The organism is Azospirillum sp. A1-3 (assembly GCF_023806445.1).
Taxonomy (GTDB): Bacteria; Pseudomonadota; Alphaproteobacteria; order Azospirillales; family Azospirillaceae; genus Azospirillum.
Map to the genome: position 1 here is coordinate 541,855 of NZ_JAMSLU010000006.1, position 20,712 is coordinate 562,566.

15 protein-coding genes are annotated in these 20,712 nt (G+C 68.6%); 7 read left to right on the forward strand and 8 right to left on the reverse strand.

Annotated elements, in window-relative coordinates:
• Positions 1 to 90: 90 nt before the first annotated feature.
• Positions 91 to 678, reverse strand: coding sequence for a DUF2239 family protein (locus M5E06_RS30380; protein WP_252141421.1), 588 nt, complete (start codon positions 676 to 678; stop codon positions 91 to 93).
• A gap of 255 nt (positions 679 to 933) precedes the next feature.
• Here M5E06_RS30380 and M5E06_RS30385 point away from each other — a divergent pair, with 255 nt between their 5' ends.
• Together M5E06_RS30385 and M5E06_RS30390 are read left to right on the forward strand one after the other, a co-directional pair.
• The gene (locus M5E06_RS30385) at positions 934 to 2,190 is read left to right on the forward strand and encodes an aminotransferase class I/II-fold pyridoxal phosphate-dependent enzyme (protein WP_252141422.1); all 1,257 of its coding nucleotides are present in this window, start codon (positions 934 to 936) and stop codon (positions 2,188 to 2,190) included.
• Between the two features lie 56 nt (positions 2,191 to 2,246).
• On the forward strand, positions 2,247 to 4,844 hold the full coding sequence (locus M5E06_RS30390) for a DNA translocase FtsK (protein ID WP_252141423.1): 2,598 nt from the start codon (positions 2,247 to 2,249) through the stop codon (positions 4,842 to 4,844).
• A gap of 315 nt (positions 4,845 to 5,159) precedes the next feature.
• Here the strand turns inward: M5E06_RS30390 and znuB are convergent, their stop codons facing one another.
• Positions 5,160 to 5,945: a zinc ABC transporter permease subunit ZnuB gene (znuB, locus tag M5E06_RS30395; RefSeq protein ID WP_252141424.1), complete on the reverse strand. Its 786-nt coding sequence runs from the start codon at positions 5,943 to 5,945 to the stop codon at positions 5,160 to 5,162.
• Complete coding sequence (gene znuC / locus M5E06_RS30400; protein WP_199230901.1) at positions 5,938 to 6,738, reverse strand: zinc ABC transporter ATP-binding protein ZnuC; 801 nt, start codon at positions 6,736 to 6,738, stop codon at positions 5,938 to 5,940. Before znuC ends, znuB begins: the two co-directional genes overlap by 8 nt.
• Positions 6,739 to 6,826: 88 nt before the next feature.
• Here znuC and M5E06_RS30405 point away from each other — a divergent pair, with 88 nt between their 5' ends.
• Positions 6,827 to 7,771: a zinc ABC transporter substrate-binding protein gene (locus M5E06_RS30405; RefSeq protein ID WP_252141425.1), complete on the forward strand. Its 945-nt coding sequence runs from the start codon at positions 6,827 to 6,829 to the stop codon at positions 7,769 to 7,771.
• A gap of 90 nt (positions 7,772 to 7,861) precedes the next feature.
• On the forward strand, positions 7,862 to 8,659 hold the full coding sequence (gene dapB, locus M5E06_RS30410) for a 4-hydroxy-tetrahydrodipicolinate reductase (RefSeq protein ID WP_252141426.1): 798 nt from the start codon (positions 7,862 to 7,864) through the stop codon (positions 8,657 to 8,659).
• 35 nt (positions 8,660 to 8,694) lie between these two features.
• Here dapB and M5E06_RS30415 read toward each other — a convergent pair whose 3' ends face one another.
• From M5E06_RS30415 to M5E06_RS30435, 5 genes are all read right to left on the reverse strand, one after another.
• Positions 8,695 to 10,269 carry a response regulator gene (locus M5E06_RS30415; protein WP_252141427.1) on the reverse strand — a complete coding sequence of 525 codons (1,575 nt, stop codon included), beginning with the start codon at positions 10,267 to 10,269 and terminating at the stop codon, positions 8,695 to 8,697.
• Positions 10,270 to 10,392: 123 nt separating this feature from the next.
• The gene (locus M5E06_RS30420; RefSeq protein ID WP_252141428.1) at positions 10,393 to 11,019 is read right to left on the reverse strand and encodes a LysE family translocator; all 627 of its coding nucleotides are present in this window, start codon (positions 11,017 to 11,019) and stop codon (positions 10,393 to 10,395) included.
• 77 nt (positions 11,020 to 11,096) lie between these two features.
• A complete protein-coding gene (locus M5E06_RS30425) occupies positions 11,097 to 12,878 on the reverse strand; it encodes a glycoside hydrolase family 17 protein (RefSeq protein WP_252141429.1) in 1,782 nt (593 codons plus the stop codon).
• Between the two features lie 359 nt (positions 12,879 to 13,237).
• The gene (locus M5E06_RS30430) at positions 13,238 to 14,011 is read right to left on the reverse strand and encodes a ferredoxin--NADP reductase (RefSeq protein ID WP_109073373.1); all 774 of its coding nucleotides are present in this window, start codon (positions 14,009 to 14,011) and stop codon (positions 13,238 to 13,240) included.
• Positions 14,012 to 14,260: 249 nt separating this feature from the next.
• Positions 14,261 to 15,703: a helix-turn-helix domain-containing protein gene (locus M5E06_RS30435; RefSeq protein WP_109073374.1), complete on the reverse strand. Its 1,443-nt coding sequence runs from the start codon at positions 15,701 to 15,703 to the stop codon at positions 14,261 to 14,263.
• A gap of 316 nt (positions 15,704 to 16,019) precedes the next feature.
• Here M5E06_RS30435 and aceA point away from each other — a divergent pair, with 316 nt between their 5' ends.
• The 3 genes from aceA (at position 16,020) to M5E06_RS30450 (ending at position 20,382) form a co-directional block, all read left to right on the forward strand.
• Positions 16,020 to 17,297 carry an isocitrate lyase gene (gene aceA / locus M5E06_RS30440; protein WP_109152186.1) on the forward strand — a complete coding sequence of 426 codons (1,278 nt, stop codon included), beginning with the start codon at positions 16,020 to 16,022 and terminating at the stop codon, positions 17,295 to 17,297.
• Positions 17,298 to 17,868: 571 nt separating this feature from the next.
• A complete protein-coding gene (locus tag M5E06_RS30445) occupies positions 17,869 to 18,432 on the forward strand; it encodes a DJ-1/PfpI family protein (protein ID WP_085092123.1) in 564 nt (187 codons plus the stop codon).
• A 252-nt stretch (positions 18,433 to 18,684) separates the two neighbouring features.
• Entirely contained in the window at positions 18,685 to 20,382 is a 1,698-nt protein-coding gene (locus M5E06_RS30450; RefSeq protein ID WP_252141430.1) for a methyl-accepting chemotaxis protein, read from the forward strand.
• The last annotated feature ends 330 nt before the right edge of the window (positions 20,383 to 20,712 follow it).

A 20,712-nucleotide genomic window follows, 5' to 3' on the forward strand; every position in this document is an offset into this window, starting at 1 on the left:
TGCCGGCCCCAAACCGCCGGCCACGGCGGGTCCGCTCCTTCCGGCGGGAACGGACCCGATGGGCGCGCCGGTCGCGCGCCTTCTCGTTTTTCAGCCTCCTTCGTTCAGGTTGACCAACGCCTCCGCCGCCAGCGCACGGACATAATCGCGCAGATCGGCCGGCCAGTCTGCCGTCAGCGCGTCGAACCGCGCGCGGTCCGCGGCATAGAGCGCCCGCACCGCCTCCTCGTATCCCGGCCGATCGCCTGCCAGTTCCAACATGACGCGATAGGCGGCCTCCTGCGCCCGGCGCACGCGGTCCTTCGCCTCGCTCCCTTTGCGCGCCTCGTCCACCAGTTTGCGCAGCGCCACCGACGCCCCGCCCGGCTGGGCGTTCAGCCATTCCCAATGACGCGGCAGCAGCGTGACCTCCCGCGCCACCACCCCCAGCTTCGGCCGCCCCGGCCCCCGCGGCGGGGGAGAAAGACGCCACGCGACCTCCTCGTCGCTTCCCCGCAGATCGAGGTCGACCGCCTTGCCGGTGGCATCCTCGAACACCAGCACCGGCGGCCCATCCGGCTCCGCCTCCAGCGCCGCCCGCAACGCCCGCAACGCCCGCGCAACGCTCAACGCATCCCCGGCGGCAAGGCGACGCTCGCCCCGGAAGGCGGTGCAGAGGGTCTCAGCGGTGACGGACATGACGGGAGCTCCGGTTGTGAGGCTGGCTTTATACCCGGATAAAATAGGTGCGTCAATATCACCCGGGTGAAACAGAGAGATCCCCTGCTCTGCCCCCCTGTGACCGTTCGGCCACCTGCCGGGCTCAGCCGCAATCAAGGGCTTTGTGAGCTTGTGCCCCCCGTGTCGCACCGATAGGATCGGCCCTTCACGAGACGTGGCCGCCTCCCCGCGCCGGGGTGCGGCATCCGGGGTGCGAAGAGGGTTGCGGTCGCCATGGTCCTCACCGATTTCAGCGTCAACAGCGGTGCCGTCTTCACGGAGGCGATCGGCAACGACCGGCTCGACCTGCTGACCGACTATCCCTTCACCCGGCTGGCTAACCTGCTGGCGCCGATCACCCCGCGCGCCAACGTCTCCCCCATCCTGCTGACGGTGGGCGAGCCGCAGCACACCCCGCCCGCCATCATCGAAGAGACGCTGCGCGCCACGGCGTCCGGCTGGAACAAGTATCCGCCGGTCGGCGGCACGCCGGAGTTCCGCGCCGCGGTCGGCGACTGGCTGACCCGCCGCTACGACCTGCCGGCCGGTCTGCTGCATGCCGACAGCTCCGTTCTGCCGCTGTCCGGCACGCGGGAGGCGCTGTTCATGCTGGCGCTGCTGGCGGTCCCGACGCAGAAGGCGGGGCGGCAGCCGGGGGTGCTGATGCCGAACCCCTTCTACGCGCCCTATGAAGGGGCGGCGGTGATGGCGGGGGCGGAGCCGGTGTTCCTGTCGGCGACGCGCGAGACCGGCTTCCTGCCCGACCTCGACGCCCTGACGCCGGAGTTGTTGGAGCGCACCGCCCTCTTCTATCTCTGTACCCCCGCCAACCCGCAGGGCGCGGCGGCGACGCCGGCCTATCTCGCCAAGGCCATCGGGCTGGCGCGGCAGTATGGCTTCGTGCTGGCGGTCGATGAATGCTATGCCGAGATCTGGCTGGACACCCCGCCGGTCGGTGCGCTCCAGGTCGCCGCCTCCCTGCCCTACGCGGACGGCAAGCCCTGGGCCAACCTGCTGGTCTTCCATTCCCTGTCCAAACGGTCGAGCGCCGCCGGCCTGCGGTCCGGCTTCGTCGCCGGCGACCCGGCGCTGATCGGCCGCTTCTCCCGCCTGCGCAGCTACGGCTGTGCCGGCATGCCGCTGCCGATCCTGGCCGCCAGCACCGCGTTGTGGCGCGACGAGGCGCATGTGGAGGAAAACCGCACCGCCTACCGCGCCAAGTTCGCGGCGGCGGAGGCGGAGCTGGGCGGCCGCTACGGCTATTACCGGCCGGCCGGCGGCTTCTTCCTGTGGCTGGAGGTCGGCAACGGCGAGGAGGCGGCCAAGCGGCTGTGGGCGGAGGGCGCCGTCCGCGTCCTGCCCGGCGCCTATCTGTCGCGCAACAACCCCGGCGAGCCGAACCCCGGCGACGCCTTCATCCGTGTTGCCCTGGTGCAGGACACCGACACCGTCGCCCAGGCCTGTGCGTCCATTGTCCGCATTCTCGGCTGACCGGCTCCGGCCAGCCCCTTTTATCTTCGGTTTCTACAGCACGAGGTTCCCGCCCAATGGCCCGACCCGCCGGCCCCTCCTCCGCGCGCCCCCGGCCCAGCCTGGGACGGCCCGCCCCCAGCCCGCGCAAGGGGGCGCCCCGCGACGGCATGAAGGAACCGGGCAAGGACCGCATCCGCGCCGGCCGCGGCCGGCAGGAAAAGCCGCCCTTCTTCTCGCCCGCCATGCGCGCCTTCGTCGTTGCCCGCGCGCGCGAGGCGATGGGCTTCGTGCTCGGCCTGTTCGGCCTGCTGCTGATGGTGCTGCTGGGCAGTTACGACCCGCATGATGCCTCGCTGAACTCGGTCCCCGCCAATGCGGAAAGCGCGCGCAACCTGTTCGGCGCGCCCGGCGCTTATGCCGCCGACCTGCTGATCCAGTCGCTGGGCTGGGCCGCCTTCGTGATTGCGCTGGTGCCGATGTTCTGGGGCTGGCGGCTGGGCGCCCAGCGCAAGCTCGGCAACCCGCTGTTCCGCACCGTGCTGGCTCTGTGGGGCGTGTTCCTGGTGTCAATGGCGCTGGCCGGCCTGACCGACGCCTCCACCGATCCGCTCGCCCCGCTTCCCGGCGGCAGCGTCGGTCAAGTGCTGCTGCGCGGCGTCGGCAACCTGTTCGGGGCCGAGCCGATGGTGGCGACCGCCGCCGCGGTCGGCGGCGGGCTGGTGCTGTTCCTGGCCGCCGGGCTGACCATCGGCGAATGGATCGCCAGCGTCCGCTCGCTCGGCCGCGGCACGGTGAACGGCCTGCGCATGATCCGCCAGGGTGCCCGCAACGGCGTCGATGTCCTGCGCCGCCATGGCCGCAGTGCTGCCCAGGCCGCCTCGGTCGCGGTGGACGACGCGCTGCGCGGCGAGGAGGCGGCGAAACGCAATCGCCCGCGCTTCGACGAGGCCGTCCAGGTGACCCCGCTGCCGCCGGCCGGCCTCGACGCCGGTCCGGTTCCCCTGTCCGCCGGCCCGGCTGCCTCTCCGAACCCGGCCGACAAGCCGGTCCGCGCCGTCCCGATCATCGCCCCGCCGAAATCCGCCACATCGGAGCGCGAAGCCGCAAAGGCCGACCCGCGCCAGAGCCGCCTGCCGCTGGGCGAGGAGGACGGTCCGCCGGGCTACGAGCTGCCGCCGCTCGACCTGCTGCAGATGCCGCCCACCGGTATCCGCGGCGAACAGCTGGACGAGGCAGCGCTCCAGCGCAACGCCAGCCAGTTGGAAGGCGTGCTGGGCGATTTCGGCGTGCGCGGCGAGATCCAGAAGGTCCATCCCGGCCCGGTCGTCACCCTGTACGAGCTGGAGCCGGCCCCCGGCACCAAGTCGTCCCGCGTCATCGGCCTTGCCGACGACATTGCCCGTTCGATGAGCGCAGTGTCTGTCCGCGTCGCCGTGGTTCCCGGCCGCAACGTCATCGGCGTCGAGCTGCCCAACGCCAAGCGCGAGACGGTGCTGCTGCGCGAGCTGATGGCGGCGGAAGGCTTCGACAAGCACGGCGGCAAGCTGGCGCTGGCGCTCGGCAAGGACATCGGCGGACAGCCGGTGGTCGCCGACCTCGCCCGGTTCCCCCACCTGCTGGTCGCCGGCACCACCGGCTCGGGCAAGTCGGTGGCGATCAACACCATGATCCTGTCGCTGCTCTACCGGCTGCCGCCGGAGCGCTGCCGCTTCATCATGATCGACCCCAAGATGCTGGAACTGTCGGTCTACGAGGGCATCCCCCACCTGCTGACGCCGGTCGTCACCGATCCGAAGAAGGCGGTGGTCGCGCTGAAATGGACGGTGCGGGAGATGGAGGACCGCTACCGCAACATGTCCAAGCTGGGCGTGCGCAACATCGAGGGCTACAACGTCCGCCTGCGCGAGGCGCGCGAGGGCGGCGAGTCGCTGACCCGCCGCGTCCAGACCGGCTTCGACCCCGACACCGGCAAGCCGCTGTTCGAGGAGCAGCCTCTCGACCTCACCGAGCTGCCCTACATCGTCGTGATCGTCGACGAGATGGCCGACCTGATGCTGGTCGCCGGCAAGGACATCGAGGCGGCGATCCAGCGTCTCGCCCAGATGGCGCGCGCCGCCGGCATCCACCTGATCATGGCGACGCAACGCCCCTCGGTCGACGTCATCACCGGCACCATCAAGGCGAACTTCCCGACCCGCATCAGCTTCCAGGTGACGTCGAAGATCGACAGCCGCACCATCCTGGGCGAACAGGGCGCCGAACAGCTGCTGGGCCAGGGCGACATGCTCTACATGGCCGGCGGCGGCCGCATCACCCGTGTCCACGGCCCCTTCGTCTCCGACCACGAGGTCGAACAGATCGTCAGGTTCCTCAAGGCGCAGGGCGAGCCCAACTATGTCGACGCCATCCTGGAGGACGAGGAGGGCGAGGAATCCTTCGACGACGGCAGCCTGCCCGGCACCGGCGGCGGGTCGGGCGACGACCTCTACGACAAGGCGGTGGCGGTGGTCTGCCGCGAGCGCAAGGCCTCGACCAGCTTCATCCAGCGCCAGCTGCGCATCGGCTACAACTCCGCCGCCCGTCTGATCGAGCGAATGGAAACCGAAGGGGTGGTCAGCAAGCCCAACCACTCCGGCAAACGCGAAGTGCTGGCCCGCAACATTGACGAATGAGTGTTTTCGAGCACCCCGTTGACAGCGGGCGGGTGCCGCACCAATATCGGGGGTAGGCAGGCCGAGGACTGGTACTCCCCGGCCCGCCCGCCCGATCTTAGTGCATCAGAAGGTCAAGCAGCCGCTTGACGATCTCCAGCACCAGGATCAGGAGAGTGAGGATCTTCTCCATCCTCCAGCCCTCCGTTGGTACGGCGGCGATGGCGGCCCTTCCGCCATCGCGTCCGCCGGCGGACTATGGCGCAGGCGGGAACGTCCGCAAACGGGAAATCAATACAGTCGTATTCTTTCTCTGATTGCGGTCAGCGCCGCACATCAACGCCGTACGGGCACCAGCGATCCCAGCAGGAACAGGGCGGCTGCGGCCACCACCACGCTCGGTCCGCCTGGCAAATCCCAGTTCAGCGACGCCAGCAGCCCGGCGATGACCGCCAGGATGCCCAGGACCGAGGCCAGCACCGCCATCCCTTCCGGCGTGCGGGCGAAGCGGCGGGCGGAGGCGGCCGGGATGATCAGCAGCGACGTGATCAGCAGGATGCCGACGATCTTCATGGCGATGGCGATCACCAGTGCGATCAGCAGCATGAAGGCCAGCCGCAGGGCGTCAACCGGCATGCCTTCCACCCGCGCCAGATCCTCGTCCACCGTCACCGCCAGCAGCCGGCGCCACAGCAGCGCCAAGCCGGTCAGCGCCACCGCGCCGCCGCTGTAGATCGCAATCAGGTCGCCGTCGGTCACCGACAGGATGTCGCCGAACAAATAGGCCATCAAATCCACGCGCAGCGTTTCCAGAAACGCCAGCGCCACCAGCCCCAGCGACAGCGAGCCGTGCGACAGGATGCCCAGCAGCGTGTCGGCCGCGAGATTGCGCCGCCTCTGCAACGCCACCAGCGCCAGCGCCAGCGTCACGCACACCACCATCACGCCGATCATCGGGTTGACGCCCAGCAGGAAGCCCAGCGTCACCCCCAGCAAGGCCGAATGGGCCAGCGTGTCGCCGAAATAGGCCATGCGCCGCCACACCACGAAGGAGCCCAGCGGCCCGGCCAGCAGGGCGATGCCACCGCCGGCCAGCAGGGCGCGGATCACGAACTCATCCATGGCAGCAGTCCCCGTCATGGTCATGCACGACCTTGCCGTCCTCGGCATGGGCGTGGTCGTGGTGATGGACATAGACGGCCAGATCGCGGGCATGACCGCCGAACAGCGCGTGATATTCCGGATGGCGGCTGACATCCTCCGGCCGGCCGGAACAGCAGACATGGCTGTTCAGGCAGATCACCCGGTCGGTGCGCGCCATCACCGTGTGCAGGTCGTGGCTGACCAGCAGCACGCCGCAGCCGCGCCGTTGCCGCACCTGGGCGATGCGGTTGAACAGCTCCGCCTGCCCATGCACGTCCACCGCCTGGTCGGGTTCGTCCAGCACCAGCAGGTCCGGTTCGCCCAGCAGGGCGCGGGCCAGCAGCACCCGCTGCATCTCGCCACCGGAAATCGTCTGCACCGCCGAATCGGCCAGCCGCGTCACCCCGGCCTCCTCCAGCGCCGCCTCCACCTTGTCGGCCGTCACCGGCCGCCAAAGCGCCAGGAACCGGCGCACGGTCAGCGGCAGCGTGCGGTCCACCGACAGCCGTTGCGGCATGTAGCCGACGCGCAGGTTCGGGCGCCGCAGCACCCGCCCGCCGTCGGGCGCCACCAGCCCCAGCACGGCACGCACCAGCGTCGTCTTGCCGGCGCCGTTCGGACCGATCAGCGTCACCACCTCCCCCGGCTGGACGGCGACGTTGACGCGGTCCAGCACGGTGCGGCGGCCGAAACGGACGGTCAGATCCTCGGTCCAGGCGAGCGGGCCGGCGACCAGCGCGGACGCATCCCGGGAAAGAGCGGGTGTTGACATGTTATGTTATAACGTGACACCAGTTGAGCGTGACTTCCCTATGCGCTGAAACCAGCGACCTGTCCAGCAAGTCGAGAGGATCCCTCCCATGCGTCGATTCGCGCTGTCCACCCTTTTGACCGGCACAATGAGCGCTCTCGTCGCCACCACCGCCCTACCTGCCTGGGCAGAGGCGCCGAAGGTGGTGGTGTCGATCAAGCCGATCCATTCCCTTGTCGCTTCGGTCATGCACGGGGTGGGCGAGCCGGTTCTGCTGGTCCGCGGCGGCGCCTCTCCGCACAGCTACACGATGAAGCCGTCGGACGCGAAGGCACTGTCGGCCGCCGATCTGGTGGTCTGGGTCGGTCCCGAACTGGAGGGCTTCCTGGAAAAGCCCTTGCAGGCCAACGCGCCGAAGGCGACGCGGCTGACCCTGATGGACCTGAAAAGCCTGACCCTGCTGCAAGCCCGCGAGGGCGGCGCCTGGGAAGCCCACGACCATGGCCATGAGCAGCACGGCCATGCCGACGAGCATGAAGAGCTGAACAGCCACATCTGGCTCGATCCCGCCAACGCCCGCGCCATCGTCACGGCAACGGCCGACGCGCTGGCCGCCAAGGATCCGGCCGATGCGGAGACCTTCCGCACCAACGCCGACCGCACGCTTCAGGCGCTCGACGCGCTGGATGCGGAGCTGAAGGCCACGCTGACACCGCTGAAGGACAAACCCTTCGTCGTCTTCCACGACGCCTACCAGTATTTCGAGGCGCGCTACGACCTGTCGGCGGTGGGTTCGATCACCGTCAGCCCGGACCGCCGTCCCTCGGCCAAGCGGCTGTCCGCCATCCGCGCCAAGATCGCCGGGCTGAACGCCGCCTGCGTCTTCTCCGAACCGCAGTTCGAACCGACGCTGGTCCGCACGGTGGTGGAAGGCACCAAGGCCAAGACCGGCGTGCTCGACCCCGAGGGCGCCGACCTGCCGGAGGGCGAGGCGCTCTACCCCACCCTGATGCGCAACCTCGCCGCATCGCTGCGCGGCTGCCTTGGTGCTTAAGCCCCGGCCGGGCCTGTGCTAAACCGCTGGGAGGGCGGGAAGGTACGGTCGGAAGATCTGGCCGGCAGAGCTGAACGGAGGATGGGCGTCATGAAGATCGGTGTCGTCGGGTGCGCGGGGCGCATGGGCCAGATGCTGGTGCGCGAGATCGCGGCGACCGCGGGCTGTACGCTGGCCGGCGGGACCGAGCGGGTGGGCGGCCCGGCGCTTGGCAAGGATATCGGCATTCTGGCCGGGCTGGAGCCGCTGGGCGTGACCGCCATCGACGACCCGGTCGCCCTGTTCGCGGACGCGGACGCGGTGATCGACTTCACCAGCCCCGAATCGACGGAGCGGCACGCCGCGCTGGCCGCCCAGTCGGAAACCGTGCTGGTCGTCGGCACCACCGGCCTGAACCCGTCGCAGCAGGCGGCCATCGCCGCCGCCGCCACCCACACCGCCATCGTCCAGTCGCCAAACATGTCGCTGGGCGTCAACCTGCTGCTGGCGCTGGTGGAGCAGGTGGCCCATACGCTGGGCGACGACTTCGACATCGACATCCTGGAAATGCACCACCGCCGCAAGGTCGATGCGCCGTCGGGCACCGCGTTGGGCCTCGGCCGCGCCGCGGCGGCCGGACGCGGGGTGGCGCTGGAGGATGTCTGGCAGAAGGTGCGCGACGGCCACACCGGCGCCCGCCCGCGCGGCGAGATCGGCTTCGCCACCCTGCGCGGCGGCGACGTCATCGGCGACCACACCGTGATCTTCGCAAGCGACGGCGAACGGGTCGAGCTGACCCACAAGGCGTCCGGCCGCGGGATCTACGCCAAGGGCGCCGTCCGCGCCGCGCTGTGGGCGCAGGACAAGACCCCCGGCCTCTACAGCATGCGCGACGTGCTGGGCGTATAAGCTCCAAAGGGGCGCCTTTTGACGGGATGGGGGACCTACGCCCCCGCCCCGTCGCGCTCCAGCACCGCCAGGAAGGCATCGACCACGCGCGGGTCGAAATGGCTGCCCGACTCCGCGCGCAGCAGGTCCAGCACCTCGGCGATGTCCCACGCCTTCTTGTAAGGGCGGCGGTGCAGCAGCGCGTCGAACACGTCGGCGACGGCGACGATGCGGCCGGCCAGCGGAATGGCGTCGCCGGCCAGCCCCTGCGGATAGCCGCTGCCGTCGAATTTCTCGTGATGGCTCTCGGCAATCTCCGCGCCCATCGACAGATAGCCGCGGCGGTCGCCGCCGCAGGCGTCGCGCAGGATGTTGCCGCCGATGGACGCATGGTCGCGCATCACCGCCATCTCCGCCTCGTCCAGCCGGCCCGGCTTGCGCAGGATGGCGTCGGGGATGCCGACCTTGCCGACGTCGTGCAGCACGCTGGCCAGCCCGATGGTGTCGCAGAACCAGTCGTCCAGTTCGTCCGCGAAGGCATTGCGGGCGTACAGCTCGCGGGCGATGGCGGTGGCCCAGCGGCCCAGCCGCTTCACATGGTCGCCGGTGACCTCGTCCTTGTATTCGGCCAGCTTGCCCAGCGCATGGACGGTGGCGATCTGCGCCTGGTTCAGCCGTTCATAGAGCCGCAGATTGTCCAGCCCGACCGCCGCCTTGGTGCAGAGCAGCTCCACCAGCGGCCGGTCGCCCTCGGCAAACGGGCCGCCGAGCAGGCAGAGCGCCAGCGGTGCCGCATCGCGGCTGCGCAACACCGTCACCCCATGCCGGCTCCCCCAGCGCGCTTGACCATCGCCCAGCACCGCCACGATGTCGGCCGCGACCTCCGCCGGCAGGTCGGCCGGCAGTCCGGCCTCCGCCAGGATCGACGGCTGGTCGCCCTCCCCCATCCCGCACAGGATAGCGGACTGGACATCGGTCAGCAGCGCCGCCGCCCGCCCAACCAGCCCGGCGAGGAATTGCGAGCGCGAGCGCAGCCCGGCCAGATGGTCGGCCGCCTCCATCACCCGCCCCAGCCCCTGCCGGCCGCGCTCGATGGTGGCGATGTGCTGGTAGGAGCGCAATGCTGCGACGGCGGCGGTGTAGAGCTTCTGCGCCGTCAGCTCGCTCTTCGCCTTGTAGTCGTTGATGTCGTAGGCGGCGATCACCTGCCGTTCCGGCGCCTGCCCCGGCTGGCCGGTGCGCAGGATGATGCGGACCTGCCGGTTGCCCATCTCCTCGCGAATGTGGCGGACCAGTTTCAACCCGGCATCGTCGGTCTCCATCACCACGTCCAGCAGGATGGCGGCGATGCCCGGATGCTCGACCAGCAGCGACCGCGCCTGCCGCGCGGTGTAGGCCGACAGGAAACGGACCGGCCGCTCCTCGAAGCTCATTTCGCCCAGCACGACGCGGGTGATGGCATGGACCTCGTGGTCGTCATCGACGATCAGGATCAGCCAGGGCGGATTGTGCCGCACGCGATCGGCGGCGTCCTCGGTCTCGGCGGCGAATTCCAGAACATCGTTCGCGGCCCCCCGCCGGCCGTCATCCGCGCCGTCGCCGTTCCCGCCCCTGTCGCAGCCGTCGGCCATCACCGCCCCCGCGGTTCAATTCGCTCGGCCGGCATCCCGAAAATTTACCGGCGCGTGCATCCCCCAATGCGCCGGCAATTTTCGATGAATCCATCACGATCTGTCAACAAACCGGCGTCGGCGTCAGGCCGTCCGCTTCCAGGCGACGGTCAGCAGCCCGGCCGCCATCAGCAGCGACCCGCCGACCCGGTTGACCGCCCGCTGCACCGACGGTCTCCGCACCGCGCGCCGCGCCGCCGAGGCCAGCAGGGCATAGCCGGCGGCGTTCAGCGTCGCCAGCACCAGGAAGGTCGCCTCCATCACCACCATCTGCCCGGCCAGCGGCCGGCCGGTGTCGAGGAACTGCGGCAGGAAGGCGACGAAGAAGACGATGCTCTTGGGATTCAGCGCGGTGACGGCATAGGTGTGCAGCATCATGCGCCAGGGCCGCACCGCCGACTCGTCGGCCACCGTCTCCACCCCCTTGACCGGCGCCCGCCACAGCTTGATGCCGAGATAGACCAGATAGGCGGCACCGATCCATTTCAGCACGGTGAACAGCGCCGCCGAGGTCGACAGCAGCACCCCCAGTCCCAGCATGGAGGCGGTCATCGCGGTGAAATCGCCCAGCGCCACTCCCGCCACCGTCGCCATCGCCGATTGCCGCCCATGGCCCAGCGCATAGGACACGACGATCAGCACCGTCGGGCCGGGGATCATCAGCATGATGGCGGAGGCGGCGGCAAAGGCGAGCCACAGATCGGGGGACATCGGACGGGTCTCCGGTTAGTGCCAGGAACCCGTCCATCAATCCACAGCGTGGCGGCCGGCGCAATGGCCGCCTGGGGTCAAATCCGCCGCAGCGGACGCCGGGCGCTCCACACCCCGGCCAGGAAGGGCAGCGCCAGCAGGATCTGCAGGGCCGCCCAGCCCAGCGCCTCCCAGTTCGGCCGCGTCCAATCGACCTCGTGCAGCGCCTCCATGAACGGAAGCTGGCCGTAGATCAGCGATTCCAGCGGCACAAAGCCCTCCGCCAGCACCGTCAGCAGCGCCCCCAGCAGAAGGGCGAAGCCCAGGGCCGACTCGACCGGCAGGCGGCGGACGGCGCCGCACAGGCCGCGCGGTTCGCCGTCGGCGGTGGGGACGGCCGGGCGGAACAGGCTGGCGATGCCCAGCGCGTTGCGCGTCTCCGTCCCGACCGGCCGGCGGGCGGCGCGGATCAGCCCCAGCGCCGGCAGCGCCACCGCCGGGATCAGCAGGTACGGGTTGGGGAAGTCGCGGTAGCGGCCGTCGAAGACGATCAGCAGCGACCAGACCAGCGCCACCACGCCCAGCGCGACGGCGCTCCACCGCCCCACCCGCTCGGTGCGGGTCAGGGCCGGGCGGGCGTGGCGCAGGCCGACCAGCGGCTCGCGCGCCAGACCGCCGCTCGCCAACGTGCGGTGGGCGGTCAGCAGCACCGCCAGCGCCAGCGCGGCGGTCAGCGTCAGCATGACCACGGCCAGCGTGGTGTCCTGCCAGTAATGCTTGCCATGCTCCGCCACGAAGGCGGCACGGACATAGAGGGTGGACAAGGCCTGCGCCAGCAGGATCAGCGCCACCCAGCCGGTGCCCGGCAGATGGCGGCGGAGCCCCGCCAGCCCGCCCAGCAGCACCAGCGCCAGCCCGCTCGACGCCGCGAACAGCCAGGGCCACGCGACATTGCCGACCACCGGCCCGGCCAGCGAGAATTTCGGCGTGCGATCGGCATTGTAGAGGCCCCAATGGCCGCCGACGGTGCCCTCCAGCTTGGCCTTCCATTCCTGGTCGAAGGCCTCGATCACGTTGTAATCGAAGCCCTCCTGCTCGGCCATGCGGACGAAGGCGTTGACGAACTTCGCCTTGTTGACCAGCCCCGGCACAGCGGCCCCGCGCGAGCGGCCCTGCGTCGGCCAGCCGGTCTCGCCGACCAGGATCGGCTTGCCGGGGAAGCGGTGGGCGATGGTGCGGTAGCTCTGGCGGATGCGCTCGGTCGCGCCCTCGACGCCGGCCGGCACGTCCTCCCAATAGGGCAGCAGATGGATGGTCAGGTAATCGACGTGATCGGCGATCTGCGGGTATTTCAGCCACCATTCCCACACGTCGGCATAGGACACCGGCTGCTTCACCGCCGCCTTGACGCGGTCGATGTAGCCGGCGACCTGCTCCGGCGTCAGCTCGCGGCGCAGCAGCACCTCGTTGCCGACGATGACGCGGGTGATGACGTCGGGATAGCGGTTGGCGAGGTCGATCAGCGACGCGATCTCCGCCTCGTTCTTGTCGGTCCGGGAGGACAGCCACGCCCCCATGGTGACCTGCATGCCATGCTTGCGCGCCAGCTCCGGCACCACCTGCAAGCCTTCCAGCGAGGTGTAGGTGCGGATGCCCGCCACCTGCGGCGCGAGGGCGACGATGTCCTCCTCGATCTGGGCGGTGGAGGGCAGGACGCCGGTCAGCGGGCTCTGCCCGTCGCGGAAGGGGGCGAAGGACACGCTGCGCAGCTTGCCCCCCGGCGGCGGATCGAGCGGCACCGGGCGGTTGGGCAGGGACCAGACGGCGAGATTCGCGAGGCCGGCGACGATCATCGCGGCGAGGATGAGGATCAGGCGCATGGGCGGGATGTCTACACCAAAGGCTTGACGGTTTGAACGGTGACCGTCGCACCAACAGGCCGGACGGCGATTTTATTCACCGGGTGCGGACAGAAAATAGGCGCGCCCCCCGGAGGAAGCGCGCCCAGTCGGTCAAGGATTGAGTGACGTGCCTTCGTCACGGAATGGTAAACCGGCGGGAGGGGGAGTTTATTCCACCGGGGGGAGTGACTTTCTGGAGAAGTCCTTGGCCCCCTCCCTAACCCTCCCCCACCTTTGGTGGGAGAGGGGACTGCCGCCGCTCTTGCACTTACTCCCTCTCCCGCGGAACGCGGGGGAGGGTTGGGGAGGGGGCATTCGTAAGACGACACCCCCCAATCTCACCGCTCCACGAACGCCTTCTCGATGACGAATCCGCCCGGCTCGCCGTTGGTGCCCATGACGAAGCCGCGCTTTTCCATCATCGCAGTGGTCTCGGCCAGCATCGCCGGGCTGCCGCAGATCATCACGCGGTCCTTCTCGGCGTCCAGTTCCGGCAGGCCCAGGTCGGTGAACAGCTTGCCGGTTTCCATCAGCGTGGTCAGGCGGCCCTGGTTGCGGAAGGGCTCGCGCGTCACGGTCGGGTAATAGAGCAGCTTTTCCTTCACCTGCTCGCCGAAGAACTCGTTCTCCGGCAGGCTGTGGTGGATCAGGTCGTCATAGGCCAGCTCCGCCACGGTGCGGGTGCCGTGGGTCAGGATCACCCGGTCGAACTTCTCGTACATCTCCGGGTCCTTGATGATGCTGAGGAACGGCGCCAGGCCGGTGCCGGTGCTCAGCAGATACAGGTTCCGCCCGGGAAGCAGGTTGTCGGTGATCAGCGTGCCGGTCGCCTTGCGGTTCACCAGCAGCGTGTCGCCTTCCTTCAGGTGCTGCAGGCGCGAGGTCAGCGGGCCGTCCTGCACCTTGATGCTGAAGAACTCCAGCGTCTCCTCGTAATGGGCGCTGACGAGGCTGTAGGCGCGCAGCAGGGGCCGGCCTTCGACCTCCAGCCCGATCATGGTGAACTGCCCCGGCAGGAAGCGGAAGGACGGATCGCGCGTGGTGGTGAAGCTGAACAGCGTGTCGGTCCAGTGGTGAACGGTCAGCACGCGCTCTTTGATCAAGTTGCTCATGGGGCGTTCCAAAACCTGTCGAGGCCAACTCGGTTGGCGGTGTTCAATACCAAAGTCCGGGACGCTGCGTTCAGGTGGCCGGTGCGCGAAGACGCGAGCGGAGCTGCCGCGACGCAACGGTCGAAACCTATCAACAAACCCGGTCAAAGGCCACGGATTTCTACCAGTCGAATGACGGGCTTTCCGGCAAACAACACAAACGACGCCGTACAACATTGATCCCGGTCAATTCGCCCGCTATTCCGCTCCCTATTCTGCGCTGGGCGGCGCGAACAGATAGGGGGAGAGGCCGCGCAGGTTCTCATCGACGATAAGCCGATGATTCAGCGGCGGAAACGCCCTCTGCGAACAGTCCAGCCGTGGGCAGAGCCGGCAATTCACGCCGATCGGCGTCGCCGCGTCGGTGTTGGACAGGTCGAACCCGTCCGCATAGGTGACCTGAGCCGCATGCTGGACATCGCAGCCGAGAGCGACGGCGAATTGCTGCGGCGGGCTGCGGTGGCCGCCGCCCGCCTTCACCACGGTGCGGGCGATGGAGAAATAGGCGGTGCCGTCCGGCATCTCCGCCATCTGGCTGTGGATCTTGCCCGGCGTACGGAAGGCCTCATAGACGATCCAGCGCGGGCAGCCGCCGCCGAAGCGGGCAAAGTGGAAACCGGCGCCGGAAAAACGCTTCGACACGTTGCCGGCGCTGTCCACCCGCATGAAGAAGAAGGGCACGCCCTTGGCCCCCGACCGGTGCAGCGTGGTCAGCCGGTGGCAGACCTGCTCGAACGACGCATCGAAGCGCCGCCGCAGGATCTCGATGTCGTAGCGCAGCTGGGTCGCCGCCTCGTGGAAGCGGTCGTAGGGCATCAGCACCGCCGCGGCGAAGTAGTTGGCCAACCCGATGCGGGTCAGCCGCCGCGCCTCGTCGTCCGACAGGTTGGCGGCGTCGACGATGCCGTTCAGCAGGTCGCGGTGGCGCAGCAGCGCGATCTGGCAGGCCAGTTGGAAGGTGCGGCCCGACGGCGCCAGCATCTCCGACAGCAGGATGCGCCGGCTGTGGCGGTCGAACCGCCGCACCGCATAACCCATCACCTCCGACGGCAGCAGGCGGACGCGGACGCTGTGCTGGGTGTTCAGCCAGTCGACCAGCCCGCGATAAAGGTCGCCGCGCTCCAGCTTGCCGTCCTGCCACAGGCTTTCCGCCGCCGCCTCCAGCTCCGGGAAATGGTTGGAATGGGCCTGGAACAGGTCGCGCACCTCGTCCTGCGGAAAGCCGGTGGCCTGCACCAGATGCAGCTTCTCGCGGTCGGCCACCCGCTCCGCCAGTGCCTGCAGATCGTCGCGCGCCCCGCGGAAGCCGCGATAGAGCGCCACCACCGCCTGCCCCAGCGTCGGCGCCACCGCCGCCAGCTCACGGAAATCCTGGTTCTTGATGTCGGAGCCGTCGAACAGCGGGTCGGCGAACACCTCGCGCAGGCCGGCCACCAGCCGGCTTTCCTCATCCTCGGCGAAGGCCTGCAGATCGACGCCGAACTGCTGGCCCAGCTTCAGCAGCAGCGGCACCGTCACCGGGCGCTGGTTGTGCTCGATCAGGTTCAGATAGCTGGGGGAGATGCCCAGCTGTTCGGCCATCTGCGCCTGAGTCAGGGCGTGGTCGCGGCGCAGGCGGCGGACCTTCGGACCCAGCATCGCCTTCTTTTCCATAGTCGCCACGGCACGCCCCTCCGGCAGATCACTGACTTTACAAGATTTACGGATTTACAGGATTGTGAAGACGGCAGTTTACAAACGGACCTTTTTACAAACAAGGGCTTATTGCAACGCACTCAGGGCAGGTTTAAGTCTTGGTTCACGGCCGCGCTGTAAAGCGCAAGCGGCCCCGAAGACGGAAAAGTGCAGATGAAACCGGCGGGAGGAAACGCCGCTGCACAACAGCCGCAGGGACCGACAAAAGGCCCGCCCCGAGACCCCAGTTCCGCGCCGATCAACCGGGCGCACCGGACAACAAGGAACCTGACCCATGTCGCTCGATGAAAAGACCAAGGCCGCCATCCACGCCGCCCGTTACGAGGGCATCCGCCGCGACTACACCATGGACGACGTCAAGCGTCTGAGCGGCTCGGTCAAGATCGAGTACACGCTGGCCGAGCTGGGCGCCCGCCGCCTGTGGGAGCTGCTGAACACCGAGCCCTACATCAACACGCTGGGCGCGCTGACCGGCAACCAGGCGATGCAGGCGGTCAAGGCCGGCTTGAAGGCCATCTACCTGTCGGGCTGGCAGGTCGCCGGTGACGCCAACACGGCCGGTCAGATGTACCCGGACCAGAGCCTGTATCCGGTGAACTCGGTCCCGGCGGTCGTCGAGCGCATCAACAACACCTTCAAGCGCGCCGACGAGATCCAGACCTCCGAGGGCAAGGGCGACACCTACTGGTTCGCGCCGATCATCGCGGATGCCGAGGCCGGTTTCGGCGGCCCGCTGAACGCCTTCGAGCTGATGAAGTCGATGATCAAGGCCGGCGCCGCCGGCGTGCACTGGGAAGACCAGCTGGCTTCGGAAAAGAAGTGCGGCCACCTCGGCGGCAAGGTTCTGATCCCGACGCAGCAGCACATCCGCACCCTGAACGCCGCCCGTCTGGCCGCCGACGTCTGCGGCACCTCGACCCTGGTGATCGCCCGCACCGACGCGGAGTCGGCGCAGCTCATCACCTCGGACATCGACGAGCGTGACCATCCCTTCATCGATTTCGACAGCGGCCGCACCACCGAGGGCTTCTTCCGCCTGAAGAAGGGCATGGGCGTCGATCACTGCATCGCCCGCGGCCTGTCCTACGCGCCGTATTCGGACCTGATGTGGTGGGAGACCTCCAAGCCGAACCTGGACGAAGCCCGCCGCTTCGCCGAGGCCGTGCACAAGCAGTTCCCGGGCAAGATGCTGGCCTACAACTGCTCGCCGTCCTTCAACTGGAAGGCCAACCTGGACGACGCCACCATCGCCAAGTACCAGCGCGAGCTGGGCGCCATGGGCTACAAGTTCCAGTTCGTCACGCTGGCCGGCTTCCACAGCCTGAACTATTCGGCCTTCACGCTCGCCAAGGGTTACGCCGAGCGCGGCATGGCCGCCTACTCCGAACTGCAGCAGGCCGAGTTCGCGGCCGAGAAGGACGGTTACACCGCCACCAAGCACCAGCGCGAAGTCGGCACCGGCTACTTCGACGCGGTCGCCACGGCGATCTCCGGCGGCACCTCCTCGACCACCGCGTACAAGGACTCCACCGAGGCTGACCAGTTCCATTGATCGCAGGTTCCGATCATCGGGATTGGTCCGTGATCCAGTGTGCGAGCTGGATCTTTTCGAACGGCTGATGCTTTGACTTGCCGACGGCCGGGGGCCTTCCCCCCGGCCGCTTTTTTGTGCCCGAACGGATCCGGCAAGGGTCATCGGCGATAATCCCTCGGTGAAGCCACGCCTCCATGGTATGGCAGCCCTGCATGGCATCAACCGGTGGTACGGGCCGGCTCGGCCGAAAGTCTTGAACTGGGCTGGAAAATGCGGCCAAATCCACTGTGTGAGGCGGTTTCCGGGCCGCCGCGGTCTTGGGTGCGCCGCGGAATCCCTTGTTGACTTGGGACCGCATCGGGACCAATTAAGTCCGCATGCTGAAAACAAACCGATCCGGGACGTAAAGGTCCCACACGCCGGCACCCGACTTTGGGCCACCGGCGGGCGGAACTGGCCGCCGCGCATTCCCGTGCGCGGCGATGACCGTTTCCCGACCGCCACTTGCCCCGGCGGGTTCTCCCCTGGCGGACATGCCATCGGAGATGCTCCGGCGTTCTTTGGTGAAACGATGAAAGGACAAGACAGTATGGATCAATCGCTCGCAGGAAAGTCCATCGCCATCCTCGTCTCCAACGGCTTCGAAGAAGCGGAGATGACCGAGCCGCAACGCGCCCTGATCAAGACCGGCGCCACGCTGCGTACCATCTCCACCGAGACGGGTCTGGTCAACGGCTGGCACGGCAAGTCCTGGGGCCATTACTTCCCGGTGGACAAGCATCTGAGCGAGGCGCTCGGCGCCGACTTCGACATGCTGCTGCTGCCGGGCGGTGAGCGCAGCGTGGCGAAGCTGCAGCAGTCGGCCCACACCCGCCGCATCGTCGGCCACTTCCTGGATGCCGGCAAGCCGATCGCCGCCATCGACCAGGGCATCCAGCTGCTGGCGATCCCCGGCAAGCTGCGCGGCCGCCTGCTGGCCGCCCCGGAAGCCTACCGCGCCGACCTGACCGCCGCCGGCGGCCGGATCAGCGAAGAGGCTCTGGTCGTTGACGACATCACGGTCTCGGCCCTGGGCCAGGACCAGCTGAACGAGTTCGTCGAAGCCGTGGTGAAGCTGTTCACCGAGCTGGGTTCCGTTCGCAAGGCCGCCTGATCTCCATCCTCAGCCGGTCCCGAAACGGCCGCCGCACCAACCGGGTGCGGCGGCCGTTTCGTTTTGAAGTCCCTTTCCCGCCCGCGTCCTTCCCCGGACTGTGACCATTGCCCGGTTCCCCGCGATCTCCGACCATTTCACTCACCTTCCGCGTTGATAATTTTAAACGTTCGGATTAGTAAGATTGAGGGTCGAATAATTCCTTCGGGCGGGATGTCTTCTTGCCGGAAGCTTGGCGGGGGTGCAGACAAATTGGCTAAAATTCGTTTATTCGGACGTCTCACCATCCGCGCCAAGATCATCGTCGCCGTGCTTGGCACCGTGGTGATGGCCGCCGCCTTCGGACTGTTCACGCTCAGCCGGCTGGAAATCCTAAACAATGCCGCCGAGACGATGCGCAGCCGCTCGCTCCCTGCGACCCAGCTGGCCGGTCAACTGACCTCCGCCGCGCAGAGCCATCGCATCGCCGAAGCCGCCTATGCGCTCGCCACCAACGAGATGCAGGTGAACCAGGCCGAAAAGGGCTGGACCGACGCGGTGGCCGAGGTGACGGCGCGCCGTCAGGCCGCAGGATCGCGCTTCACCGGCGGCGAGGGTGCGGCGCGGCTGGCGGCGTTCGACGAGGCCTGGACCACCTACGCATCGGCCGCCGAACGGGTGCGCGGCCTTTCGCGCGACGGCAACGCCCAATCCTCCGTCAGCGTCTTCAAGCGCCCCAGCGCCGTCGCCTTCGCCCGCGTGCAGGAGGCTTTGGACGCGCTGGTCGAGGGCACGATGGTCGACGCCGGCGCCGTCGCCGACCAGGGCGCGGCGGTCTACAACAGCGCTCACGGCATGGTGCTGGGCGGGGTGACGCTCTGCACGCTGCTGGCGCTCGGCTTCGGCGCCGTGCTGGTGCGCGGCATCTCCCGCCCGATCCTCGATGTCGCCAGTTCGCTGGAACGGCTGGCCGCCCGCGATTTCACCGCCAGTTTCGAAGAGGGCCGCCGCGACGAGATCGGCCGCATGGCCACCGCCGCCCGTGTCTTCCGCGACACCATGCTCGACACCGAACGCCTGCAGCAGGAGCAGGAACGGCTGAAGACCGCCGCCGCCGAGGAACGCCGCCGCGAACTGCGCACGCTCGCCGACGGCTTCGAGGCGACGGTGAAGCGCCTTGTCGAGGCGCTGTCCGCCTCCACCGCCGAGATGACCGCCGCCGCCGCCGCGATGGCAGACGGTGCCGCCGAGACCGCACGCCATTCCGACGCGGTGTCGTCGGCGGCCGGCCGCGCCTCGGCCAATGTCGACAGCGTTGCCGCCGCCACCGCCGAACTGTCGGCCAGCTTCGCCGGCATCTCGCAGCTGGTCGCCGATTCCGCCGGCATCGCCGCCGACGCCACCCGCGACGCCGAACGCAGCACCGCCGTGATGGGCAGCCTCGCCGAGGCGGCGGAGGAGATCGGCAAGGTGGTCGACATGATTTCCGGCATCGCCGGCCAGACCAACCTGCTGGCGCTGAACGCCACCATCGAGGCCGCCCGCGCCGGTGAAGCCGGCAAGGGCTTCGCCGTCGTCGCCAGCGAAGTGAAGCAGCTCGCCGGCCAGACCGCCAAGGCGACCGCCGAGATCCAGGCGCGCATCGCCGAAATCCAGAGCGCGTCGGGCACCGCGGTCGACACCATCGGCGCCGTCACCCGTACCATCGCCCGCCTGAACGAGATCGCCAGCGAGGTCGCCGCCGCGGTCGAACAGCAGAGCGCCGCGGTGGGCGAGATCGCCGCCAACATCCAGGACGCCGCCGACGGCACCCGCAGCGTTTCCGACAACATCGCCGCCGTCACCGCCGCCGCCGCGTCCGCCGAGCAGGCGAGCAGCGTCATGGTGCGGTCAGTCGACACCGTCACCGGCGACGCCGGTCGGATGCGGCAGGAGGTGGACGGATTCCTGGGGGCATTGCGGGCGTCGTAAGCCCCCCATCGATTCTCCTCTGCCTACGGCGAGCCCGAGGGCCGTCGCAAACACCGTAAAGCAAGCCGGACACCCGTCGGACAGATAGGGGTCCGGCAGAGGGCGCATGCGGACGTGGCGGACTCTTGCCACTCCGCCGCCCAAACCAGAGCGCCGTTGTCGGTTATGAGCCCGGCAGCGCCCCTCCTCCTTTGCCTTGCCTCTTCCGCATCGCACAAAATCTTAAAATCCGCATCGACTGTGTATCGGTGCAGGCCCACGCACGCCCTCATCCGGTCGAGCGCGACCAAAGGCATGCGCTGAATAGCGAAGGCAAGTTACTGATTTTCA

Bases quoted from the DNA above. Each gene is read 5' to 3' on its own strand.
- M5E06_RS30390 (WP_252141423.1), top strand. From the start codon at position 2,247: ATGGCCCGACCCGCCGGCCCCTCCTCCGCGCGCCCCCGGCCCAGCCTG.
- M5E06_RS30430 (WP_109073373.1), bottom strand. From the start codon at position 14,011: ATGAGCAACTTGATCAAAGAGCGCGTGCTGACCGTTCACCACTGGACC.
- aceA (WP_109152186.1), top strand. From the start codon at position 16,020: ATGTCGCTCGATGAAAAGACCAAGGCCGCCATCCACGCCGCCCGTTAC.
- M5E06_RS30405 (WP_252141425.1), top strand. From the start codon at position 6,827: ATGCGTCGATTCGCGCTGTCCACCCTTTTGACCGGCACAATGAGCGCT.
- M5E06_RS30380 (WP_252141421.1), bottom strand. From the start codon at position 678: ATGTCCGTCACCGCTGAGACCCTCTGCACCGCCTTCCGGGGCGAGCGT.
- M5E06_RS30445 (WP_085092123.1), top strand. From the start codon at position 17,869: ATGGATCAATCGCTCGCAGGAAAGTCCATCGCCATCCTCGTCTCCAAC.
- dapB (WP_252141426.1), top strand. From the start codon at position 7,862: ATGAAGATCGGTGTCGTCGGGTGCGCGGGGCGCATGGGCCAGATGCTG.
- M5E06_RS30415 (WP_252141427.1), bottom strand. From the start codon at position 10,269: ATGGCCGACGGCTGCGACAGGGGCGGGAACGGCGACGGCGCGGATGAC.
- M5E06_RS30420 (WP_252141428.1), bottom strand. From the start codon at position 11,019: ATGTCCCCCGATCTGTGGCTCGCCTTTGCCGCCGCCTCCGCCATCATG.
- znuC (WP_199230901.1), bottom strand. From the start codon at position 6,738: ATGTCAACACCCGCTCTTTCCCGGGATGCGTCCGCGCTGGTCGCCGGC.
- znuB (WP_252141424.1), bottom strand. From the start codon at position 5,945: ATGGATGAGTTCGTGATCCGCGCCCTGCTGGCCGGCGGTGGCATCGCC.
- M5E06_RS30385 (WP_252141422.1), top strand. From the start codon at position 934: ATGGTCCTCACCGATTTCAGCGTCAACAGCGGTGCCGTCTTCACGGAG.
- M5E06_RS30425 (WP_252141429.1), bottom strand. From the start codon at position 12,878: ATGCGCCTGATCCTCATCCTCGCCGCGATGATCGTCGCCGGCCTCGCG.
- M5E06_RS30435 (WP_109073374.1), bottom strand. From the start codon at position 15,703: ATGGAAAAGAAGGCGATGCTGGGTCCGAAGGTCCGCCGCCTGCGCCGC.